The sequence below is a fragment of the Neoroseomonas soli genome (assembly GCF_018129065.1).
Taxonomy (GTDB): domain Bacteria; phylum Pseudomonadota; class Alphaproteobacteria; order Acetobacterales; family Acetobacteraceae; genus Neoroseomonas; species Neoroseomonas soli.
The window spans coordinates 154,028-174,978 of the sequence record NZ_JAAEDM010000001.1; the positions used below are offsets into that span (position 1 = coordinate 154,028).

The window sequence follows — 20,951 nt, forward strand, 5'->3', positions numbered from 1 at the left end:
GTGCATCACAGTGAATTGCGCATTGAGGCGACCCGCCGTGTGGTCGCCAGCAGCAACCTCGCTGCCCGCGACAATGCCCGACCGCGTTGGACGATGGCCGCTGCCCCGACGGAGACCCGGGGGTGCAGCCGCAGCAGCGTCAGATCCGCAGGCACGCCGCTCATCGCGCCGTAGGGGTCGACTATGGCGATTCCGGCACCGGCGCGAACGAGCGACAGGGCCACGGATGTCTGGGTGACCTCGATCGCGATGCGCCGTCGCAGCCCTTCCGCGGCGAAGGCCGCCTCGACGAGATCGCCGAGCGGTAGCCCCCGGCCGACGCCGATCAGGGGCCAAGCAGGAAGGTCGCGGACGGCCACGCTGTCCCGGCCGGCCAGGGGATGCGAGGTCGGCACGGCGCAGACCAGCTCGGTCTCGTCGAGGGCCACGACCTGAAGGTCAGGCGCCACGAGCGGCGTCAGCACGAAGCCGAGGTCCACGCGTTCGCGCACCACCGCCTCGATCACGCCGAGGTTGTCCATGGTCTGCAACGCGACCTGGATGCCGGGCCGCGACCGGCGAAAGGCCGCGACGGCACGCGGAAGCAGATGGTCTGCGAGTGTCGGCGTGGCGGCTGCGACGACGGAGCCGACGGTCATGTCGCGAATGCCGTCGATGAGGCGGTCGATCCGCGCGACGCCCTGGAAGACGCGATCCATCTCCGCGAGGATGACGCTGAGTTCGGCCGTCGGATGCAGCCGTCCTTTGCGTCGTCCGAACAAGGGGAAGCCAATGGCGGCTTGGCTTTCGCGCAGCATCATGCTCACGGCAGGCTGCGACACCCCCAGCGTCTCCGCCGCGGCGGTCACAGTTCCGTGGCGGGCGACGGCATGGAGGATCTCAAGCTGGCGGTAAGTCAGGCGCATCAGATGAGATTATATTTACATAAGCATTGCCGTGTTGAGCTTATTTTCGGGGCCGCGCAGGATCATGCCGCCGCGCTTGGCAGATCCCTCGCGACAGAGGGACGGGGCAGGCAGGAACGCCCATGCGCATCACGTCCGTCGAGACATCCGTCGTCGCGCTGCCCTTCACCATGGGCGGGCCGCACCCCCTCTTTGCCGGTCGGCCCTGGGAGAAGCTCGAGATCCTGCTCGTGCGGGTCGAGACGGAGGACGGCCTGGTCGGCTGGGGCGAGGCCTTCGGCCACGCGGCGATCCCGGCGACCAAGGCGGCGCTCGACACCATCGTCGCGCCGCTCGTACTCGGCCGCGACGCGCGCGCGATCGAGACGCTGACGCGCGAGCTGATGCACGCGACGCATCTGCTCGGCCGCAACGGGGCGCATCTCTATGCCGTGTCCGGCGTCGAGATCGCGCTGTGGGACCTGCTGGGCAAGCGCGCCGGGCAGCCGGTCTGGGCCCTGCTCGGCGGGCGGGAGCGCGCGAGCCTGCCCGCCTATGCGAGCCTGCTCTCCTACGGCAACGACCTTGGCCTGGTGGCGCGCAACACCGCGGACGCGCGCCGCGTCGGCTATCGTCACATCAAGCTGCACGAGGTGACGCGCGAGGCGGTGCTCGTGGCGAAGGAGGCGGCGCCGGATGCCGCGATCATGCTCGACGTGAACTGCGCCTGGATGCCGCCGGTGGCGCGCGACATGGCGGCGTCACTTGCGGATGACGGGCTCTACTGGCTCGAGGAACCAGTCTGGCCGCCCGAGGATTCGCACGGGCTCGCCGGCCTGCGCCGGCACGGCATCCCGCTCTCGGCGGGCGAGAACACGGCCGGCATGTTCGGCTTCAAGGCATTGGTCGAGGCGGGCGCGATCGACATCGCGCAGCCCAGCGTCACCAAGGTCGGCGGCATCGGGGAGATGCTGCGCGTCTTCCGTCTCTGCCAGGCGCATGGCGTCGAGGTGGTGCCCCACTGCCCCTATTTTGGCCCGGGCTTCGTCGCGACGCTGCATATCGCCGCGGCACTGTGCGAGCGGCCGCTGGTCGAGGTGCTGTGGCTTGAGATGGAAGCCAACCCCTTCGATCCCTGGGTGCGCGCGCGGGACGGGCATGTGGCGGTGCCGAAAGGGCCGGGGCTGGGCTGTGACCCGGACCCGGCGATCCTTGCGCGCTACCTCGCCGCACCGCCGGTCCGTACCGAAGCGAAGGTCGCCGCATGAAGGTCACCGCCGTCGAGATGACGCCCGTCGTCCTGCCGCTCGACAGGCCGCTGGGCAGTGCGCTCGGCGCCATCTCGCGTTTCGGCGTCATTCTCGTCACGGTGCGCACGGATGCCGGGATCACCGGCGAGAACCTGGTCTTCACCCTGCATGACCGCCGCACCGCGGTGCTGCGCCAGATGGTGGACAGCCTCGCGGACCTGATCGTCGGGCAGGATGCAGGGCACATCGCCGGATTCTGGGCGCGTGCGTGGAAAGACATCAACTTCATCGGCCACCAGGGTGTGGCGGTGATGGGCATCTCTGCCATCGACGGCGCATTGTGGGACGCGGCGGGGAAGGCGGCGAACATGCCGCTCTACCGCATGCTCGGCGGTGCGCGGGACCGCGTGCCGGCCTACCATTCCGGTGGGCTGTGGCTGTCCCACACGGTGGACGAACTGGTGGCCGAGGCCCAGGCCTTCGTCGCGCAGGGCTTCGGTGCTGTGAAGATGCGCCTCGGCAAGGCCGACCCCGTGGAGGACGCCGCGCGCGTGCGCGCCGTGCGCGAGGCCATCGGCCCGCGCATCGCGCTGATGGCCGACGCGAACCAGGGGCTGAATGAAGCCCAGGCGATCCGCCTGGGACGGATGCTGGAACCCTTCAACCTCACCTGGTTCGAGGAACCGCTGCCCTGCTGGGACCTCGAAGGGTTGGCCCGCGTCGCCGCCGCGCTCGACACGCCGATCGCCAGCGGCGAGACGGAATACACGCGCTACGGCTTCCGCCGAATGCTGGACCTGCGCTCGGCCGACATCCTGATGCCGGACCTGCAGCGCGCCGGCGGTGTCAGCGAATTCATGCGTGTCGGCCACATGGCGCAGAGCCACGACATCGCGATCTCGAGCCACCTGTTTCCGGAGACGAGCATCCAGGTGCTCGGCGCTCTCTCGAACGCGATCTATCTCGAGTACATGCCGTGGTTCTCACGGCTCTACAATGAAGCGCTGGAATTCGATGCGGGTGACGCCCTGGTGCCGGAGCGCTCCGGCTGGGGCTTCACCCTGAACCGCGACTACATCCGCCACCTGCAATCATAGACGCCGGCATCAGGCCGGCCGCAACGGAGGGAAAGTGTCCATGAAGATCACGCGTCGCTCATTGGCCCTCGGCGGCGCCGGCCTCGTCGCCGGCGCCCCGCTCGCCCGCCCCGCCCTCGCGCAGAACGACCCGATCCGCATCGGCTGGCTCGCCGCGCTGACGGGCCCGAGTTCGGCACCGGCCGTAGGCTTCAACCGTGGCGTGCTCTTTGCGACCGAGGCCATCAACGCCGCCGGCGGCGTCAAGGGCCGGCGGATCGAGATCCTGACCCGCGATACCCAGGGCGACCCGACCAAGGCCGTGAACGCGACGCAGGAGATGATCAGCCAGCTTCGCGTCCATGCCATCTGGGGGCCGACCAATTCGGGTGAGTCGCTCGCGGTGACCGCCATCATGGCGCGCGCGAAGATGCCCAACATCCACCCCTGCGTCGTCGACACGCTGATCGACGAGCGCCGCTATCCCAACGCATTCCGCATCACCCCGTCCAACACGCAATGGGACGACGCGGTGCGCGGCTACTGCCTGAACCGCGTCAATGCGCGCAAGGTAGCGGTGATCGGCGACACGACGGGCTACGGCGTCAGCGCCGTCAACGCCTCGGTCGCCGGCTTCCAGCGCGACGGTGCCGAGGTCGTCTACAAGGCGAACATCGACGCGACGCAGCCGGACATGACGCCAGACATGCTGCGCGCCCGCAATGCCGGCGCGCAGGCGATCGTCATCTGGTCGGTGTCCACCGGCATGATCGCGCGCATGCTGAACACGCGTGCGACGATGAACTGGGACGTGCCCTTCGTCGGCCATCCCGCGCTGTCCTCGGGCGAGATCGGCAGCCTGGTGGAGCGCCCGGCGAACTGGGAGAAGGTCTACGCCATCGGCTACCGCAGCTGTTCCTACGATGCCGCGGGCAACCTGCCGCCGCGCACGGCGGACCTGGTGCGGCGTCTGCAAGGCAAGGTGAACCTCCAGGACACGCTGCTCTGGTGGGTGGCCTCGGCAATCGATGCCATCGACCTCATCGCCAAGGCGGTGGACGCGACCGGATCGACCTCCAACGACGCCATCATCGGCAACTGGAACAGCCTGCGGAATTATCCCGGCTATTTCGGCACCTACTCCTACTCACCCACCCAGCATAACGGCTTCCCGGTGGAGGAGGTGGTGATGTCCGCCGCCAATTCCGCGCGCAACGGCGCCTTCACCCTGGCCCCGGGCTACTGAGCGGGGCGGCGCGGGAGGACACCGATGCTCGCATCCATCATCGCCTCGGGTCTTGCCGTCGGTGCGGTCTACGCGCTGATCGGCATCACCTACAACACGATGTTCGCCACCTCCCGCGTCATGAGCTTCACCGCCGGGCAGCTCGGCATGCTCGGCGGCGTCTTCGGGTCCATGTTCATGCTCCGCCTGGGCCTGCCGGTCCTGCCGGCCCTGGCGCTGACGCTGATCTGCTGCGCGCTGATTGGCGTGGTGACCGAGATCGTCGCCGTGCGCCCGGTGCTCAAGAGCCTCGAACAACACCTCTACGTGCTGACGACGTTGGCCCTCGCGCTGCTGATCCAGCACACGACGGCCATGGAATGGAGCACGGAGCCGCAGCCCTTCCCGCGCCTGGTGAACTTCGGCAGCGGCATCTGGGATGAGAAATACTGGCTGCCGGTCGTGGTCTGCATCGCGACCATCATCGGCCTCGAATACCTCTACCGCCGCACGCTGGTCGGGCGCGCCTTCGTCGCCATCGCCGAGGACAATTTCGCCGCCCGCGCCCTCGGCCTGCCCGAACGCAACCTGCGCATGGCGAGCTATGCGCTCGCCGGCGCGATCGGCGCGCTGGCGGGCTTCGCTGGCGGGCAGCTGCTGCTCGCCTTCTTCGCCAACGGCTCGCTGCTGAACTTCTACGGCTTCATCCCTGTTGCCCTGGGCGGGCTCGGCAACAACCGCGGCGCGGTGATCGGCGGCTTCGTCCTTGGCCTCTTCCAGCAGGCGGCGAACTTCATGGTCGGCGGCATCTTCTCCTCGGTCGCCGTGTTCACACTGTTCATCATCGTCCTTCTCGCCGCGCCGCAGGGCATGTTCGGCGCGCAGGCGGCGCGGAGGGTCTGATGGACGCGATGACCGGAACCGCGCCACCCCGGACCCGACCGAAGGTGGCGGGGCCGCTCTCGCCGCTCTGGCCCTTCCTGCTGCTGCTGGCCATCGGCCTGGCCATGCCGCTGACGGGCAATGCCTATTGGGGGCTGATCGCCACCCGCATGGCGGTCTACTGGGTGCTGGTGGCGGGCTTGAACCTCATCGTCGGCTATGCCGGGCAGCTCGCCATCGGCTACGTCGCGCTGCTGACGATCGGTGCCTACACCACCAGCGTGCTTGCCGCGGGCAACGTCTTCCCGCCGCTGCCGGCCTTCGCGGCGCTCGGCGCAGCCGGCGTCGCGGGCGCAGTGGCCGGCGTCGTGGTCGGCCTGCCGGCTCTGCGCCTGCGCACCTTCTACTTCGCCATGACGACGCTGGGCTTCGCCACCATCGTCACGCAGATCACGCTCGCCTGGCAGGACGTGACCGGCGGCGGCATCGGCATCGCCGGGCCGGAGATGCCGGAACCGCTCGATACCACCTGGGGCTTCCTCTACTTCTGTCTCGGCTTCGCGGCGGTCTGCACCTGGCTCACGGCGAACATCGCGCGCAGCCGCTTCGGTCGCGCCCTGGTCGCGGTGCGCGACGCCGAGGTCGCGGCCGAGGCCTCGGGCATCCGCAAGCCGCGGCTGCTCGTGCTGGTCTTCATCCTCGCCGGGGCGCTGGCGGCGATGGCCGGCGGTCTCTTCGCCACGCTGCAGACCTACATCACGCCCGATGCCTTCACCTTCGACCTTTCCCTGCTGTTCTTCATCGCCATCCTGATCGGCGGCCGCGGGTCGATCCTGGGCCCACTCCTCGGCACGGTGATCCTGACCCTCCTGCCGGAGATCGCGGCGCCGCTCGCCGCCTGGTCAACCTTCCTCTATGCCGCGCTGCTGCTGGTCATCGTGCTCGCCATGCCGGGCGGCATCGCGGCGCTGATCGACCCGCGCAGCCGGCGCAAGCTGCCGGAGAACCGCGTCATCACCCCGCGGACCGCTGCGCTCGACGCGCTGCTCGGCCAGCGCAAGGTGCCGGAACCAATGCGGCTGTCCGGCATCGTGCTCGCCTTCGGCGGCGTGCGTGCGATCGACGGGCTGGATCTCGAGGTCGCACCCGGCCAGGTGCACGGGCTCATCGGGCCAAACGGCAGCGGCAAGACGACGACGCTCAATGTCATCTCCGGCTACTATCGGCCGGAAGCCGGCAGCATGGCGATCGGAACCAACCCTCTGAGGGCCGGCGACCCGGAAGGCCGCGCCACGCTGCGCATCGCCCGCACCTTCCAGACGCCGCGCCTGATCGGCGAGGCCTCGGTGCTCGAGAACGTCATGATCGGCGGCACCATCGACGGCACCGCCGGCTTCGCCGAGGCGCTGTTCGCCCTGCCGCGGCACCGCCGCGACGAGCGCGAGCTCGAGGCCCGCGCCCGCCTGGCGCTGGAGGCGGTCGGCCTCGCGGACCTCGCCGCCGCGCGCGCCGACCGGCTGCAGCACAGCGAGCTACGCTTCATGGAGATCGCGCGTGCACTGATGCTCCGCCCCGCATTCCTGATGCTGGACGAGCCGGCGGCGGGCCTCTCGGCCGAGGAGATCCGCCGCCTCGGCGCGCTGGTCCGCGGTATCAGCCGGCACGGGACCGGTGTGCTGCTGGTCGAGCACCATGCCGACCTCATCTTCGATATCTGCGACCAGGTGACCGTGCTGAACCTCGGCAAGGTACTCGCAGCGGGGACGCCGGCCGAGATCCGCGTGCACAAGGAGGTCGTCAGTGCCTATCTCGGCGCCTGAGCGGAGCCTTCTCGAGGTCGCGGGCCTCGAGGCCGGCTACGGCAAGATCGCTGTGTTGCACGGCGTGAACCTGCGCATCGGCGCCGGCGAGGTCGTGGCGCTGCTCGGCCCCAATGGTGCGGGCAAGACGACACTGCTGCGCTCGATGTCGGGCCTGCTGCCCGTCACGGCGGGCAGCGTGACCTTCGACGGTCAGGACCTGTCGCGCGCAAGCCCGCGGGACGCCGCACGCGCGGGCCTGGTGCACGTCATCGAGGGGCACCGCGTCTTCACGCAGATCTCGGTGGCCGACAACCTGCTGCTCGCCGGCTACGACCTGCCGCGCAGGGAGCGTTCGGCGCGCATCGAAGAGGCACTGTCCTACTTCCCCGAGATCGCCGCCAAGCGACACGATCGCGGCGGAGCGCTGAGCGGCGGGCAGCAGCAGATGCTCGCGGTTGCGCAGGGCCTGGTACGGCGGCCGCGACTGCTGATGTTGGACGAACCGTCCGCCGGTCTTTCCCCTGTGCTGGTGGACCGCGTGCTCGGCGTCGTGAGCGAGCTGCGGGCCAAGGGCACCTCGGTTCTGTTGGTCGAGCAGTTGATCGAGAAGACGCTCGCCGTCTCCGACCGCGTTTATGCGCTGGCGCAGGGTCGCATCGTGCTTGAGGCCGGGGCGAAGGAGGGCGACCTGCCGCACCGGTTGGAGCATGCCTATTTCGGCCAGGATGTCCCCACGGCCCTGCATGCGTGAATGCCCGGATCCCGGACCGATCCATCCTCTGTCGAAGCCGAGCTGTTCCCTGTTCATGAGTAGGGAATCCCGCCATGCCGGCGGGCTTCATCTCCACGCAGCCTGACCGCACGAGCCGAACCGCGGCCCACCCGCAGCCATTGGACAACCGAACGCGTCCGGCGCTGACGAAACCACGATACAAGGCAGCCGCGCACAGGTCTCCCAAGAGCTCGTTCCGATCCGGCCGGGTCACATCCAGCGGCGGAGAAGCAGTCGGCGCATTCGAATGAACTGAAGCCGTCGATGACGCTGCCGATGGTGCTCCACAAACCGTCGCCGGTCCGCTCGGCGCGACGACTGCAACCAGATGCGGCCGCGTGGCGGAGCGGGAGGCCTCACACCCGCCGAGGCTACTCGCATTGCCTTGGCTGCCATGACGTAGGACCATCACCAGCCTGGCCTCCAGCCATCGGCGGTGGCGGAGAAAAGGGGGGCTCAGGTCAATCCGCTTGTGGGCGTGAGCATGGAACAACCTCATTCGACGTCATGGCGCTTGCGTCCGGTCGCGACATTGGTGCTGGACGCAGCGCGTGATCTCTTCCCCGGATACTTCGCCTTCGTCATGGCGACGGGTGTGATCTCCATAGCGAGCCATTTGCTCGGACTTCGTTGGATTGCGATGCCGCTCGTGGCCGTTGCCTGGATCGGATACCTGGTACTCTGGGGTCTGACCCTTGCGCGCCTCGCCTTCTATCCGCGCCGCATGGCACAGGATCTCTCGAACCACCAGCGCGCACCAGGATTCTTCACCATCGTTGCCGGCACTTGCGTGCTCGGTACCCAAACAGCCGTGGTCACCGGCGCGGGGGAGTTGGCCGGCGTGCTCTGGTATCTGGGCCTCGGGCTCTGGTTCCTGGTGATGTATGCCTTCTTCACGGCAGTCACGATCCGTGAGCGCAAGCCTTCGCTGGCCGACGGGATCAACGGGGCCTGGCTGATCGCCGCAGTGGCAACTCAGTCCATCGTCGTGCTCAAGGGTACTCTGGGCGCCGCGACTGCACCATCACCCGCAATCCAATTCCTGTGTCTCGCCTATTTCATGGTTGGCTGCATGCTCTACCTGGCCATCATCCCGCTGATCTTCTACCGTTTGACCTTCGTGCGGCTCGGCTCGATGGATTTCGGGCCGCCTTACTGGATCAACATGGGTGCCGTCGCCATCAGCACCCTCGCAGGATCGACCCTGCTGCTGCGGAGCAGCACATGGCCGGTGCTGGCCGGATTCACGCCGTTCCTGAAGGGCTTCACCCTGTTCTTCTGGGCGGCCGCCAGCTGGTGGATCCCATTCCTCATCGCACTCACCCTGTGGCGGTATCTCGTGCGGCGGGACCCGCTGCGCTACGAGCCAACGTTCTGGGGCATGGTCTTTCCCCTGGGCATGTACACCACCGGCACGCTGCAGCTTGCGCGTGCGCTGGATCTGCCGTTCCTTGCGGTGATTCCCGATGTCTTCATCCATGTCGCGCTGGCGGCATGGTTCGCCACCTTCTCGGGGCTCGTTCTCCGCATACTGAAGGTGATCAATGCCGCGCGGGCCAGGGCGTCGACTCAATCATGCCGGTAGGTGATGGCGAAGACGAGGCCAGGCGCCATGAAGAGCCGAGGCTCTTGCGCCGTGGGACATGCGAACACGCACGCCATGCGACCGGGCCGATCGGGAGCGCCCGGGTTCTTCACCGCCTCAGAGATCGTCTTGCGGCAGGCCACGCCTGCAATCCCTTGCTGGGGATTGAAGGGGTGGGCCCGGATCATCCTTCTCCAGTTTCCGGGCTCAATGACGCTCATCACGGCAAGCGTCGCGGCAGGCCCGGGTGGCGGCGGAAGGCAAAGCGCCACGGCGCGAAGCCCTCCCGTCAGCCGCCGGCGGGGAGGGCACGCTCCAGGCCGCGGCGCATGCGTGCGGCCAGCGCCGGGATGCGGTCCTGCATCCGGCTGATCGGGCCGGCGACCACAAGCGCGAGTTGCCGCCCCGCCAAGGGCAGGGGCAGCGACACGCCGCAGAGGTCCTGGCTGAACTCGGCCAGGTTCTGGAACCAGCCGCGCTCCAGGGAATGGCGGATCTCCGCCTCCACTTCGGCCGCACTCATCGGAGTGGATGGCCCGAAGCGCTCGTAGGTCACCCTGCGCAGCACCGCCGCGCGTTCGGGCGGCCGGTACTGTGACAGGATCGCGCGCCCGCAGGAGGTGATGTGGATCGGCATGCGCAGGCCGGCCTGCGCGAAGTAGCGGACCGGCTTCAGCGACTCGCACACCTCGATGAACACCGCGGAGGTGCCGGCCGAGGCGGCGATGGCGGCGGTCTCGCCGGTCTCGCCCACGAGTTCGCGCAGCAGCGTGGTCAGTGCCTCCGGCAGCGGCTCAGCCTCCGCGATGGACTGCGCGAGGGCGAGCAGGCGCGGCGTGGGGTAGTATCCGTCGCGCGCGCGCGGCTCGTAGAGATAGCCGCGTTCCGCCAGCGTGCCGAGAAGGTTGAAGGTGCTGGAGCGCGGCCAGCCGAGATCCTGCGCGACCTCCGACAATGTCGCGGGGCGGCGCCGGCGGGCGAAGTACTCCAGCAGTTCCAGCACATGCGCGGCCTGGCGGACGGTCATCGCCCTCGCACTCCGGTCAGTAGGATTTCGGCAGCCCGAGCACCTTCTCCGCGATGTAGCTGCAGATCATGTTGGGGCTGACGGGTGCGATCCACGGGATCATGGCTTCGCGCAGGTAGCGTTCCACGTGGTACTCGCGGGCATAGCCGAAACCGCCATGCGTCATGATGGCGTTCTGGCAGGCCTTCAGACCGGCCTCGCCCGACAGGTACTTCGCCGCATTCGCCTGCGCCCCGCATTCGAGGCCCTGGTCGTAGCGCCAGGCCGCGTTCAGCGTCATCAGCCAGGCGGCTTCCAGCGCCATCCAGTCCTGCGCCAGCGGGTGCTGTACCGCCTGGTTCTTGCCGATGGGCCGGCCGAACACCACGCGGTCGCGCGCATAGCCGGCGGCCTTGTTCAGCGCCGCGCGGCCGAGGCCGACCGCCTCCGCGGCCAGCAGCACGCGCTCGGGGTTCAGCCCGTGCAGGATGTAGCGGAAGCCCTTGCCTTCCTCGCCGATGCGGTCCTCGACCGGGATCTCGTAGCCCTCGAAGAAGATCTCGTTCGAGTCGACCGCCTTGCGGCCCATCTTCTCGATCTCGCGCACGCTCGCCTTGGTGCGGTCGAGCGTCGTGTAGAACAGCGAGATGCCGTCGGCGGGGCGGCGGGTTTCCTCGATCGGCGTGGTGCGCGCGAGCAGCAGGATGCGGTCGGCCACCTGCGCCGTGCTGATCCACACCTTCTGGCCATCGACGATGTAGCGGTCGCCCTTGCGCACGGCGCGCGTCTTGAGCCGCGTGGTGTCGAGGCCGGTGGTCGGCTCGGTCACGCCGAAGCAGGCCTTTTCCTTGCCCTGCGCAAGCGGCGGCAGGAAGCGGCGCTTCTGCTCCTCGGTGCCGAAGACGACGACCGGGTTGAGGCCGAAGATGTTGATGTGCACGGCGGTGGAGGCCGACATGCCGCCGCCGGAGGCCGCGATCGTCTCCATCATCAGCGCGGCCTCGGTGATGCCGAGGCCCGATCCGCCATAGGCTTCCGGGATGCAGATGCCGAGGAAGCCGGCCTCGGCGATGGCGGCGTGGAAGTCGTGCGGGAAGCCGCCGTGGCGGTCCTTCTCCAGCCAGTAGGAATCGTCGAAGCGCGTGCAGATGGCGGCGACGGCGTCGCGGATCGCCTCCTGGTCGGGGGTGAGGGTGAAGTGCATGGGCGTTAGTCTCCTGACTCCGGCAGCCGCGTCACGCCGAGGGCGGCGAGCTGCGCGATCTCGTCCTGCGTGTATCCCGCATCCCGCAGCACGGCAGCGCCATCGGCGCCGAGGCGCGGGGCCGCGCGACGTTCCCCGGTGGGGCTGCCGGACCAGCGCGGGCCGATGGCTGGGCGGCGCAGGCGGCCTTCGGTGGGGTGGTCCTCATCCTCGAAGAAGCCGGTGGCGCGCAGGTGCGGGTCGTCGAACAGGGCGGCGATCTCGTTCACCGGCATGGCCGGGATGTCGGCCTTGATGAAGAACTCCATCCATTCGGCGGTGTCGCGCTGCGCCATGATGCCGGAGACCATGTCGAGGATCTCGTCGATATGGGCGATGCGCGCGCCGTGGTCGGCGAAGCGAGGATCGGTGGCGACGAGGTCCGGCATCCCGAGCCCCGCACAGAAGGCGCGCCAGTGCTTGTCGGTGTAGACCATGGCGCAGATCCAGCCGTCCCGCGTGCGGTAGGGCCGGCGGCCCGGCGAGAGCATGCGCGCATAGCCGCCCTGGTCGAGCGGCGGGTCGTAGGACAGGCCGCCGAGATGGTCGCCGAGGACGAAGGGCAGCATCGTCTCGAACATCGGCACGTCCACGCGCTGGCCCTGGCCGGTCTTCTCCCGGTGCAGCAGCGCGGCGGAGATGGCGCCCGATGCCGCCAGCCCGACGATGCGATCCACCAGCCCGAGCGGGACGTAGCCCGGCGTGCCGCCATGGATGCGGGCGTTCAGCGCGGCGACGCCGGTGGCGCCCTGCATCAGGTCGTCATAGGCCGGCAGCGCGGCATAGGGCCCGTCCTGCCCGAAGCCGTAGACGCCGGCATAGACGATGCGCGGATTGACCTTCGCCACCGCCTCGTAGCCGAGGCCGAGCTTTTCCATCGAATGCGGGCGCAGGTTGTAGACCAGCACGTCCGAGCGGGCGGCGAGGCGCAGCGCGGCCGCGAGCCCATCCGGCTTCTTCAGGTCGAGCACCAGGCTCTGCTTGCCGCGGTTGGTGTTGAGGAAGATCGGCCCCATGCCCGCATTCCGCGACGGGCCGATATGGCGGACGATGTCGCCTTCCGGCGGTTCCACCTTCACCACCTCGGCGCCCATGTCCGCGAGCGTCTGCGTCGCATAGGGGCCCATCAGGGTCGAGGTGAGGTCGAGGACGCGGATGCCGTCGAGCGGGCCTGGCATGGTCGGGCATCCTCCGGCCCGTCGCCGGCGGCGGGGCTGTGGTGTTCACATGTATGGACAAAAAGAACACCGGTGCGAAAATACTGTCAAACGACGACGGCATCAGTCGACGCGGAGGGAACGAAGAGATGGGCATGCGAATGGACCGCCGGGCGCTGCTTGGCGCGGCGGCTGCGCTGGCGGCGTCGCCAGCCGTGGCCCAGCCCGCCTGGCCGCGGCAACCGGTGCGGATCATCGTCCCGGCGGCGGGCGGTGGGTCCTCGGACCCTCTGGCGCGCTTCGGGGCGCAGGAATTCCAGAAGCGCTTCGGCCAGCCCTTCGTGATCGAGAACCGGCCGGGTGCCGCCGGCAATGTCGGCATGATGGCGGCCGCGCGCGCACCGGCAGATGGCCATACGCTGCTGTTCAGCTGGGCCGGGCCGCTGGCCACCAACATGGCGCTGTATCGCAACCTGACCTTCCATTCGCAGCGCGACTTCGAGCCGATCGCGCGCTTCGGCGCCATTCCCAACGCGCTGGTGGTGGGGAAGAACTCGCCGGTCACGACCCTGGCGGAGTTCGTCGCCATGGCGCGGGCGAATCCGGGTGCGGTCAGCTACGGCTCCACCGGCAGCGGCAGTTCCATGCACCTGGCCGGCGCGATGCTGGCGGCGGCGACGGGCACGCAACTGACGCATGTGCCTTACACCTCGCCCGCCGCGGCGACGACCGATGCCATCGCGGGGCGGCTGAGCGCCATGTTCCTCGGCGCCCCCGGCACCGTGCCGCTGAGTCGCGCCGGAGAGATCCGCGTGCTCGCCGTGCTGTCCGAGAAGCGCGCTGTCGTTCTGCCCGATGTCCCGACCGCTGCGGAGCAGGGCTACCCGGGCGTGGTGATGGGCACCTGGTTCGCATGGCTGGCGCCGAAGGGAACGCCGCGCCCGGTCATCACCGCGCTGAACGCCGCGGTGAACGAGATGCTGGACAGTCCGGCGCGCGACTGGCTGCTGCAGCAAGGCCTGGACATAGCCGACGGGGCGGCCGGCGGCTCGCCGGAGGCCCTGGAACGCTTCCTCGCCAGCGAGATCGAACGGCATGCGGAACTGGTCCGCTCGGCGAGGATCAGCGTGGATTAGCAGCGGCCCTAGCGTCAGCGGCCATCCCGGCGCTCTACCAGGGCTGCGCATCCTGCGGTGCGCCTCCCTCACGATGGGTCGCGTCGTGTAGGGCGGGGGCATCGCTGACCGCACCCGGGTCCCGGTATGCAAGGACGCATGCCGGCGCTCGCCGGCTGCACGCGAACGCAGATCCGACCCCGATCCCGAAGACCCGATTGCCCGCCGAGGGCGGGCGCACATGCGCGGGATGGTCGAGAAGGCCTCACGCTCACGCTCTCGCTGTCGTGGCGACCGACCGCCAAAGGGGGCGCCTGCTGCCCTTGTGTGCCGGCACCCTGTCCCGCAGTCTGCACGAGGGAGGGAACCCATGACGCACGACCTGGAGATCGCCTGGCGTCCATCGGACCAGGTTCGTCGGGACGCGAACTGGACCAAGTTCCTCGAGGCTTCCGGCACGAGCGACTACGACGCGCTGCTCGCGCGTTCCTCCACCGAGCCCGAATGGTACTGGCGTGCGCTCGCGGACTGGCTCGGCTTCCGTTTCCGGCGTGCGCCGGACCGTATGCTCGACCTGTCGGACGGCATCGTGCATCCGCGCTGGTGCATCGGCGGGACCGCGAACCTCTACGACACCGCGATATCCGCAACGCTCGAACGCGCGCCGGATCGGCCGGCGGTGATCTGGGAAGCCGAGGACGGCGGGTCGCGGCAATGGAGCTACGCCGATCTCGACCGTGAGGCGGGCTCCCTGGCGGCGGGCCTCGCCGGGTTGGGCCTCGGGCCGGGTGACGTGGTGGCGATGTACCTGCCGATGCTGCCGGAGACGCTGGCGGCCTTCATGGCCTGCGCGCGGATCGGCTGCATCACCCTGCCGCTCTTCTCCGGCTTCGGCGCGGATGCGATCGCGCAGCGCCTGTCCATGAGCGGGGCGCGCGCCGTCATCACGGTCGATGGGACGCAGCGTCGCGGCCATGTGGCGCCCATGAAGCCCATGGTCGACGAGGCGCTGCATCACGCGCCCGATGTGCGTCATGTCGTCGTCCTGCGGCACCGTGGCATCGACACGCCGATGGCTGGCGGGCGCGACCTGTGGTGGCACGATGTCGCTGCCCCCGGCACGGCACCGCGCGCGCCGAGCGAACTTCCGGCCGAGCACCCCGTGCTGCTGATGTACACATCCGGCACCACCGGCCGGCCCAAGGGGGCAGTGCACACACACTGCGGTCTGGCGATGAAGATCGGCCAGGATGCCCGGTTGTCGCTCGACCTGAAGGCCGGGGACCGGCTGCTGTGGCCGACCGATTTCGGCTGGTTCGGCGGCACCGTTACCATCATGGGCAGCCTGCTCGCCGGCGCGACCCTCGTCATTGCCGATGGCGCGCCGACCTATCCCGAGCCCGACCGTCTCCCGCGGCTGATCGCGAAGCACGGCATCACGCATTTCGGCACCGCCGCGACGTTGGCGCGCATGCTGCGGCGGGACGCCGACGCGCTGCTCGACCGGCACGACCTTTCCTCGCTGCGCGCCATTCCCTCGAGCGGCGAGGCATGGGACCGCGAGACCTGGCTCTGGGTGATGAACCGCCTCGGCGGTGGGCGCGTGCCGATCCTGAATTTCTCCGGCGGGACGGAGATGTGCGCGATCGTCGCGTCCAATATCCTCTTCCCGCAGAAGCCGTGCAGCTTCAACGGCCCGGTGCCGGGCACCGGTGGCGACATCGTCGGCCAGGACGGGCGCAGCCTGCCGCCAGGTGAGATCGGCGAGCTGGTCATGCGCGAGGCCTGCATCGGCACGACGCGCGGGCTGTGGAAGGACGAGGAACGCTTCCTCGAGAGCTACTGGAACCGCATCCCCGGCATGTGGGTGCAAGGCGATCTTGCCTCCCGCGATGCGGACGGATTCTGGTTCCTGCATGGCCGGTCGGACGACACGATGAAGGTTTCCGGCAAGCGCATCGGTCCGACGGAGATCGAGGAGGCGGTGCTCGCCACGGGCACGGTGACGGAGGTCGCGGCCATCGGCCTGCACGATGCGGTGACGGGCTCCGCCGTCGTCTGCGTCGTGGTGCCGGCGCCCGGCCAGCCTGCCGATGCCGCCCAGGGCAAGGTGCTGGCCGACGCCGTCGCTGCCGCGCTCGGCCGTTCCTTCCGCCCGAAGCATGTCCTCTTCGTGCCCGACCTGCCCAAGACGCGCTCGATGAAGATCATGCGGCGCGTCGTGCGATCCACCCTGGCCGGCGAGGCCGCTGGCGACCTGTCGAGCCTGGTGAACCCGGAAGCATTGAACGACCTGCGGCGGCACGCGGACCGCATGAAGGAAACAAAGGCATGAGCATCGACTACGAGGGCTACCAGAGGCTGCGGTTCGACCGCCCGCACCCCCGCGTGCTGCGCATCACCATGGACAATGGCCGGATGAATACGGCCGATGCGGTGATGCATGCCGAGTTGGTCCGCATCTGGCAGGACATCGACCGCGACGACAGCGTCGCCTGCGCGATCATCACCGGCGCGGGCAAGACCTTTTCCGCCGGCGGCGACTTCGCCATGGTGCGCGCCATCACCGAGGATTTCGACACGCGCACCCGCGTCTGGCGCGAGGCGCGCGACATGGTCTACGGCATCATCAACTGCCGCAAGCCGGTGGTCAGCGCGATGCGCGGCGTCGCAGTCGGGGCGGGGCTGGTCTGCGGCATCCTGGCCGATGTCTCCATCGCGACGAAGGAATGCCGCATCACCGACGGGCATACGCGCCTCGGCGTCGCGGCAGGCGATCATGCCGCGATCATCTGGCCGCTGCTCTGCGGCATGGCGAAGGCGAAATACTACCTGCTCACCTGCGACCTTCTCAACGGCGCGGAGGCCGAACGGATCGGCCTGATCTCGCTCGCGGTCGAGGATGCGGAACTCGACACGAAGGCTGTCGACGTCGCGACGCGCTTGGCGGAAGGTGCGCAGAGCGCCATCCGCTGGACGAAATACGCGCTGAACAACTGGCTGCGCACCGCGGGGCCGGCCTTCGACGCCTCGCTCGCCATGGAGTTCATGGGCTTCACCGGCCCCGAGGTGAAGGAAGGGCTGCAGTCGCACCTCGAGAAGCGGCCGCCGGCCTTCCCGGCGACGACGGAGGTCTAGAAGGCCTTGCGCCGGCTCGCCATCCCGCCATCGACCGTGACGATGGTGCCGGTGGTGTAGCCGGACAGGTCGCTGGCGAGGAAGGCGACCAGCGCGCCGATCTCGCGCACATGGCCGGCGCGGCCGAAGGGCATCGCCGCCATGGTTTCGGGCCAGCGCTCGGCATCGCCCAGCGTCTCCTGCGCGCGCTTGCGCAGCAGGCCTTCCAGCCTTTCGGTCAGGATGGGCCCCGGGTTGATGCCGACCACGCGCAGCCCGTCCGACGGTGCCGCCCCGCCAAGGGCGCGCGTCAGCGCCATGAGCGCCGCATTGCCGGTCGAGCCCGCCACATAGGCGGCATCGGGGCTTTCCCCCGCCGCGCCGATGACGTTGACGATCACGCCGCGGCGGCGCGCGCGCATCAGCGCATAGAAGCGCCGGCACATGTTGATGTAGCCGAAGACCTTGAGGTCCCAGGCGGCGCGCCAGCGCGCCTCGTCCACCTCGTCCAGCGAGCCGCCGGGAATTGCGCCGGCATTGTTCACCAGGATGTCGATGTCCTGGAATTCGGCCGCGAGCGCATCGATGCTGGCGCTCGCGGAGATGTCGAGCGCGCGCACCGTCACCTGCACCTGGTGGGCCGCCCGCAGCCGCGCCTGCGCGGCCTCCAGATCCGCGGCGGTGCGGGAGACGAGGATGAGGTCGCAGTCCTCGGCCGCCAGCGCCTCGGCGCTGGCGAGGCCGATGCCTTTCGACGCGCCGGTGACGAGCGCGCGGCGACCGCGCAGGCCGAGATCCATCAGAACCTCGCCTGGCACTTGCTCTGGTCGATGGGGCGGAAGGCCTCCTGTGCCGACACCACGCCGACGATCTCGTAGTAGTCCCAGGGGTGGCGCTGCTCGGAGGGCGCCTTGATGCGCGCCGTCAGCATGTCGTGGATCAGCCGCCCGTTCGGCAGAAGCCGTGCGTTGCGGGCGAAGAAGTCCTCGAAGGGATGGTCGCGCATGTAGCCGCGGACGTCCTCCGCCTTGCTGCTGCCGGTTTCCTTCACCGCCTTGAGGTATTGCGAGACGGCCGAATAGACGCCGGCCTGGAACATGGTCGGCTGCTTCTGGCGGGCGGGAAAGAAGCGCCGCGCGAAGGCGCGCGTCTGCTCATCCCGGTCCCAGTAGAAGGCGGTAACGAAGTTCAGCCCTTGCAGCGCCTCGAGCCCGATGGCGTGCACGTCGGTGATGACCGTGAACATGGTGCCGATCTGCTGGCCGCGCTGCACCAGGCCGAACTCGCGGACCTGCTTCAGCGCGTTGATGAGGTCCGTCCCGCCCGCGGTGAACATCACGAACTTCGCGCGGCTTGCCTGCGCCTGCAGCAGATAGGCGGAATAGTCGGTGGTGCCGAGCGGATGCGCCACCGAGCCGACGACGCGCCCGCCCGTCGCCTGCAGCGTGTCCCGCGCGACCGCGGCCATCGCATGTCCCGCCGCGTAGTCCTGGTGGATGACGAACCAGGTGTCGAGGCCACGGCGCATCTGCAGCACCGCGCTGCTGCGTGCGACGGAATAGATGTCCCAGGTCCAGGACAGGCCGTAGCCGTTGCAGTCCTCCTCGGTCAGCCGGTCGATGATGGCGGTGCTGAAGATGCAGAGCTTGCGCGCCTGCCCCGCGACGGTGTTGACCGCGAGCGCGACGGAGGAGGTCGGGCAGTCGAAGATCGCGTCCACGCCCTGGCTGCCATACCAGGCCCGCGCCAGGTTGGATCCGATATCCGGCTTGTTCTGGTGGTCGGCGGAGATCATCTGCACCCGCTCGCCGAGCCCGGAATCCGCGATCGCCATCCGCGCCGCCTCGACCGAGCCGGCGCCGGCATAATCGGAATAGACCGAGCTCATGTCCGTCAGGACGCCGATCTTCACCGCCGGCGCCTGGGCGCGCAGCGTCGGCGGCGCGGCGAGACCTGCGAGGGCCGTGCCGAGCACGGTGCGGCGCCCGAGCGCCGCGAGCTTCGGATGGTTCATGGCCGTTTCTCCCGCTGCCTCGGTGCCGGGCAGCCCTTTGGTCGCATCGATGCTTTCACAGGCGCAGCCGCCGGGCAATGGCGCCGGCCCGGCTCTTGCCGTCGGCGGCGTGAAGCGCGGATAGTCAGCCGAAAGGGGAAGGAAACGCGCATGCCAAGGCTTGAAGGCAAGGTCGCGCTCATCACCGGCGCAGGCACGGGAATCGGCCGCGCGACGGCGGAACTCTTCGCACGCGAGGGGGCGAAGGTCGCCATCGCGGAGATCGATGCGGCGAGCGGCGAGGAGACGGCGCACCGGATCGCCGCCGCCGGCGGGGAGGCGATCGCCATCCCGACCGATGTCGGCGAGCCCGACAGCATCTCCGCCGCCATTGGCCGCACGGTGCAGCACTACGGCGCGCTGCACGTGCTGCACAACAACGCGGGCGGCTCGACGAGCGTCGATGCCAATGCGGTTGACGCCCCGCTCGAGGAATTCTGGCGCGCCATCCGTCTCGACCTTTTCGGCACCTTCCTCGGCTGCCGCTTCGGCATTCCGGAGATCATCAGGTCGGGTGGCGGCTCCGTCATCAACATGGCCTCGGTCGTCGCCTTGATGGGGTTCCCGGGGCGCGACTGCTACACGGCGGCGAAGGGTGGCGTGGCCGCGCTCACCCGCTCCCTCGCGGTGGAATTCGGCCGGCAGGGCGTGCGGGTGAACGCGATCGCGCCGACCATCACGCTCACAGAGCGCGTGCGTGCCATCCTCGCCGGCAATCCCGCCATGCAGGGGCTGACGGACATGCACCTCATGGGCCTCGGCGAGGCGACGGACATGGCGCAGGCCGCCCTCTACCTCGCTTCCGACGAGTCCCGCATCGTCACCGGCATCATCCTGCCGGTGGATAGCGGCCTGGTGACGGTGTGAGCGGCATGACGCAGGGCGTCCGGCGCGTCGGCTTCCTCGGGCTCGGCCAGATGGGCGCGCCCATGGCGGAGCGCCTCTTCGGCGAGGACATCGAGCTCCATGTCTTCGATCCGCGGGCGGAGGCGATGGCGCCCTTCATCGCGCGCGGTGCGACCGCGCATGCCTCTCCGCGAGACCTCGCGGATGCGGCGACGATCGTCCTCGCCTGCCTGCCGAACGGCAAGGTGAGCGAGGAAGCCGCCATCGGCCCCGACGGCGTCGTGCATGGCCACGCGATCCGCATTCATGCGGAGATGTCCACCATCGGCCGCCCGACCGTGCAGCGCATCGGCGAAGGCCTGGCATCGCGCGGGATCGCCCTGGTGGACGCGCCGATCACGGGCGGGCCCGCCGGCGCGCGCGCAGGAACGCTCGCCATGATGACCGCGGGGGCGCCTTCGGCAGTGGAGGAACTCCGCCCCCTGCTGCTGCGCATCGGCCGCGGCGTCTTCGTGATCGGCGAGCAGCCGGGCCAGGCGCAGGTGATGAAGCTGGTGAACAACATGATCGCCGCCACCAACATGATCACTGCCTACGAGGCCTTCGCGCTCGGCGCCAAGGCCGGGCTCGATCCGGACGTCATGCTGCGGCTCGTCAATGCCGGCACGGGCCGTAGCTACGTCAGCAGCGACATCATGCCGACCGTTCTCTCCGGCCGCTTCGGCTTCGGCGCCACCGTCGCCGTGATGGAGAAGGACGTGGCGCTCGGCCTGGAGGAGGCCGCGGTGCAGGGCGTGCCGATGTGGACCATTGAACAGGCAGCGCGCGTCTGGCGCTTCGGCCTGACCCATGGCGCCGAGGCGCAGGACATCGCCGAGTATGCGCGCCAGATCGAGGCCTGGGCGGGCGCCGAGATCCGCAGCCGCAAGGAGGGATGA

At 69.2% G+C, this 20,951-nt stretch carries 18 protein-coding genes; 12 read left to right on the forward strand and 6 right to left on the reverse strand.

Annotated features, from left to right (window positions below; genetic code table 11):
- Positions 1 to 5: 5 nt before the first annotated feature.
- Positions 6 to 905 carry a LysR family transcriptional regulator gene (locus GXW76_RS00700; protein ID WP_211860024.1) on the reverse strand — a complete coding sequence of 300 codons (900 nt, stop codon included), beginning with the start codon at positions 903 to 905 and terminating at the stop codon, positions 6 to 8.
- Between the two features lie 122 nt (positions 906 to 1,027).
- Between GXW76_RS00700 and GXW76_RS00705 the strand changes: the two genes are divergently transcribed.
- The 7 genes from GXW76_RS00705 to GXW76_RS00735 all read left to right on the forward strand — a co-directional run bounded on the left by GXW76_RS00705 (position 1,028) and on the right by GXW76_RS00735 (position 9,476).
- Complete coding sequence (locus GXW76_RS00705) at positions 1,028 to 2,152, forward strand: mandelate racemase/muconate lactonizing enzyme family protein (RefSeq protein WP_211860025.1); 1,125 nt, start codon at positions 1,028 to 1,030, stop codon at positions 2,150 to 2,152.
- A complete protein-coding gene (locus GXW76_RS00710; RefSeq protein WP_211860026.1) occupies positions 2,149 to 3,231 on the forward strand; it encodes a mandelate racemase/muconate lactonizing enzyme family protein in 1,083 nt (360 codons plus the stop codon). The genes GXW76_RS00705 and GXW76_RS00710 overlap by 4 nt, the downstream gene beginning before the upstream one ends.
- A 40-nt stretch (positions 3,232 to 3,271) precedes the next feature.
- Positions 3,272 to 4,456 (forward strand): ABC transporter substrate-binding protein, encoded by a 1,185-nt coding sequence (locus GXW76_RS00715; RefSeq protein WP_211860027.1) that lies wholly within the window; start codon positions 3,272 to 3,274, stop codon positions 4,454 to 4,456.
- A 24-nt stretch (positions 4,457 to 4,480) separates the two neighbouring features.
- Entirely contained in the window at positions 4,481 to 5,338 is an 858-nt protein-coding gene (locus GXW76_RS00720; protein ID WP_211860028.1) for a branched-chain amino acid ABC transporter permease, read from the forward strand.
- Complete coding sequence (locus GXW76_RS00725; protein ID WP_211860030.1) at positions 5,338 to 7,137, forward strand: branched-chain amino acid ABC transporter ATP-binding protein/permease; 1,800 nt, start codon at positions 5,338 to 5,340, stop codon at positions 7,135 to 7,137. Before GXW76_RS00720 ends, GXW76_RS00725 begins: the two co-directional genes overlap by 1 nt.
- Entirely contained in the window at positions 7,118 to 7,870 is a 753-nt protein-coding gene (locus tag GXW76_RS00730; RefSeq protein ID WP_211860032.1) for an ABC transporter ATP-binding protein, read from the forward strand. Before GXW76_RS00725 ends, GXW76_RS00730 begins: the two co-directional genes overlap by 20 nt.
- A gap of 505 nt (positions 7,871 to 8,375) precedes the next feature.
- Complete coding sequence (locus GXW76_RS00735) at positions 8,376 to 9,476, forward strand: tellurite resistance/C4-dicarboxylate transporter family protein (protein ID WP_246513814.1); 1,101 nt, start codon at positions 8,376 to 8,378, stop codon at positions 9,474 to 9,476.
- A 289-nt stretch (positions 9,477 to 9,765) separates the two neighbouring features.
- Here GXW76_RS00735 and GXW76_RS00740 read toward each other — a convergent pair whose 3' ends face one another.
- The 3 genes from GXW76_RS00740 to GXW76_RS00750 are packed head-to-tail and all read right to left on the reverse strand — an operon-like array spanning position 9,766 to position 12,903.
- Entirely contained in the window at positions 9,766 to 10,503 is a 738-nt protein-coding gene (locus tag GXW76_RS00740) for an IclR family transcriptional regulator (RefSeq protein WP_211860036.1), read from the reverse strand.
- Between the two features lie 16 nt (positions 10,504 to 10,519).
- A complete protein-coding gene (locus tag GXW76_RS00745; RefSeq protein WP_211860038.1) occupies positions 10,520 to 11,686 on the reverse strand; it encodes an acyl-CoA dehydrogenase family protein in 1,167 nt (388 codons plus the stop codon).
- 5 nt (positions 11,687 to 11,691) lie between these two features.
- A complete protein-coding gene (locus GXW76_RS00750; protein ID WP_211860040.1) occupies positions 11,692 to 12,903 on the reverse strand; it encodes a CaiB/BaiF CoA transferase family protein in 1,212 nt (403 codons plus the stop codon).
- A gap of 128 nt (positions 12,904 to 13,031) precedes the next feature.
- Here GXW76_RS00750 and GXW76_RS00755 point away from each other — a divergent pair, with 128 nt between their 5' ends.
- The 3 genes from GXW76_RS00755 (at position 13,032) to GXW76_RS00765 (ending at position 17,135) form a co-directional block, all read left to right on the forward strand.
- Positions 13,032 to 14,018: a Bug family tripartite tricarboxylate transporter substrate binding protein gene (locus tag GXW76_RS00755; protein ID WP_211860041.1), complete on the forward strand. Its 987-nt coding sequence runs from the start codon at positions 13,032 to 13,034 to the stop codon at positions 14,016 to 14,018.
- 349 nt (positions 14,019 to 14,367) lie between these two features.
- Positions 14,368 to 16,332, forward strand: a complete 1,965-nt coding sequence (locus tag GXW76_RS00760) for an AMP-binding protein (RefSeq protein ID WP_211860042.1) — start codon at positions 14,368 to 14,370, stop codon at positions 16,330 to 16,332.
- Positions 16,329 to 17,135, forward strand: coding sequence for an enoyl-CoA hydratase/isomerase family protein (locus tag GXW76_RS00765; protein WP_211860043.1), 807 nt, complete (start codon positions 16,329 to 16,331; stop codon positions 17,133 to 17,135). Before GXW76_RS00760 ends, GXW76_RS00765 begins: the two co-directional genes overlap by 4 nt.
- Here GXW76_RS00765 and GXW76_RS00770 read toward each other — a convergent pair.
- Positions 17,132 to 17,914: a short-chain dehydrogenase/reductase gene (locus tag GXW76_RS00770; protein ID WP_211860044.1), complete on the reverse strand. Its 783-nt coding sequence runs from the start codon at positions 17,912 to 17,914 to the stop codon at positions 17,132 to 17,134. The two genes, GXW76_RS00765 and GXW76_RS00770, sit on opposite strands and share 4 nt — an antisense overlap.
- Complete coding sequence (locus GXW76_RS00775) at positions 17,914 to 19,128, reverse strand: ABC transporter substrate-binding protein (protein WP_211860045.1); 1,215 nt, start codon at positions 19,126 to 19,128, stop codon at positions 17,914 to 17,916. The genes GXW76_RS00770 and GXW76_RS00775 overlap by 1 nt, the downstream gene beginning before the upstream one ends.
- A 150-nt stretch (positions 19,129 to 19,278) precedes the next feature.
- Between GXW76_RS00775 and GXW76_RS00780 the strand changes: the two genes are divergently transcribed.
- Both GXW76_RS00780 and GXW76_RS00785 read left to right on the forward strand, forming a co-directional pair.
- Positions 19,279 to 20,034 (forward strand): SDR family NAD(P)-dependent oxidoreductase, encoded by a 756-nt coding sequence (locus GXW76_RS00780; RefSeq protein ID WP_211860046.1) that lies wholly within the window; start codon positions 19,279 to 19,281, stop codon positions 20,032 to 20,034.
- A gap of 5 nt (positions 20,035 to 20,039) precedes the next feature.
- Entirely contained in the window at positions 20,040 to 20,951 is a 912-nt protein-coding gene (locus tag GXW76_RS00785) for an NAD(P)-dependent oxidoreductase (RefSeq protein ID WP_211860048.1), read from the forward strand.